The organism is Rhodococcus sp. T2V, from assembly GCF_029269925.1.
Classification (GTDB): domain Bacteria; phylum Actinomycetota; class Actinomycetes; order Mycobacteriales; family Mycobacteriaceae; genus Rhodococcus_F; species Rhodococcus_F koreensis.
In genome coordinates this window covers 1-1,586 of the sequence record NZ_JARJBD010000275.1, presented here as the reverse complement: position 1 = coordinate 1,586, position 1,586 = coordinate 1, and the positions used below count along the sequence as shown (strand labels likewise).

The following is a 1,586-nucleotide window of genomic DNA, read 5'->3' as shown; positions in this document are numbered from 1 at the left end:
TGGCACGACAGGTTTCCCGACTGGAAAGCGGGCAGTGAGCGCAACGCAATTAATGTGAGTTAGCTCACTCATTAGGCACCCCAGGCTTTACACTTTATGCTTCCGGCTCGTATGTTGTGTGGAATTGTGAGCGGATAACAATTTCACACAGGAAACAGCTATGGCAACAGTTAACCAGCTGGTACGCAAACCACGTGCTCGCAAAGTTGCGAAAAGCAACGTGCCTGCGCTGGAAGCATGCCCGCAAAAACGTGGCGTATGTACTCGTGTATATACTACCACTCCTAAAAAACCGAACTCCGCGCTGCGTAAAGTATGCCGTGTTCGTCTGACTAACGGTTTCGAAGTGACTTCCTACATCGGTGGTGAAGGTCACAACCTGCAGGAGCACTCCGTGATCCTGATCCGTGGCGGTCGTGTTAAAGACCTCCCGGGTGTTCGTTACCACACCGTACGTGGTGCGCTTGACTGCTCCGGCGTTAAAGACCGTAAGCAGGCTCGTTCCAAGTATGGCGTCTAGACAGAGAGTTGCAGCAAGCGGTCCACGCTGGTTTGCCCCAGCAGGCGAAAATCCTGTTTGATGGTGGTTAACGGCGGGATATAACATGAGCTGTCTTCGGTATCGTCGTATCCCACTACCGAGATGTCCGCACCAACGCGCAGCCCGGACTCGGTAATGGCGCGCATTGCGCCCAGCGCCATCTGATCGTTGGCAACCAGCATCGCAGTGGGAACGATGCCCTCATTCAGCATTTGCATGGTTTGTTGAAAACCGGACATGGCACTCCAGTCGCCTTCCCGTTCCGCTATCGGCTGAATTTGATTGCGAGTGAGATATTTATGCCAGCCAGCCAGACGCAGACGCGCCGAGACAGAACTTAATGGGCCCGCTAACAGCGCGATTTGCTGGTGACCCAATGCGACCAGATGCTCCACGCCCAGTCGCGTACCGTCTTCATGGGAGAAAATAATACTGTTGATGGGTGTCTGGTCAGAGACATCAAGAAATAACGCCGGAACATTAGTGCAGGCAGCTTCCACAGCAATGGCATCCTGGTCATCCAGCGGATAGTTAATGATCAGCCCACTGACGCGTTGCGCGAGAAGATTGTGCACCGCCGCTTTACAGGCTTCGACGCCGCTTCGTTCTACCATCGACACCACCACGCTGGCACCCAGTTGATCGGCGCGAGATTTAATCGCCGCGACAATTTGCGACGGCGCGTGCAGGGCCAGACTGGAGGTGGCAACGCCAATCAGCAACGACTGTTTGCCCGCCAGTTGTTGTGCCACGCGGTTGGGAATGTAATTCAGCTCCGCCATCGCCGCTTCCACTTTTTCCCGCGTTTTCGCAGAAACGTGGCTGGCCTGGTTCACCACGCGGGAAACGGTCTGATAAGAGACACCGGCATACTCTGCGACATCGTATAACGTTACTGGTTTCACATTCACCACCCTGAATTGACTCTCTTCCGGGCGCTATCATGCCATACCGCGAAAGGTTTTGCGCCATTCGATGGTGTCCGGGATCTCGACGCTCTCCCTTATGCGACTCCTGCATTAGGAAGCAGCCCAGTAGTAGGTTG

At 54.5% G+C, this 1,586-nt stretch carries 1 protein-coding gene and 1 pseudogene; one reads left to right on the top strand and one right to left on the bottom strand.

The window, feature by feature from the left end; all coding sequences use genetic code 11:
• Positions 1 to 160 precede the first annotated feature (160 nt).
• A complete protein-coding gene (rpsL, locus tag P3H15_RS53855; RefSeq protein ID WP_276117852.1) occupies positions 161 to 520 on the top strand; it encodes a 30S ribosomal protein S12 in 360 nt (119 codons plus the stop codon).
• A gap of 2 nt (positions 521 to 522) precedes the next feature.
• Here rpsL and lacI read toward each other — a convergent pair.
• A pseudogene (gene lacI, locus P3H15_RS53850) lies at positions 523 to 1,446 on the bottom strand (DNA-binding transcriptional repressor LacI); the annotation flags it as partial.
• Positions 1,447 to 1,586 lie beyond the last annotated feature (140 nt).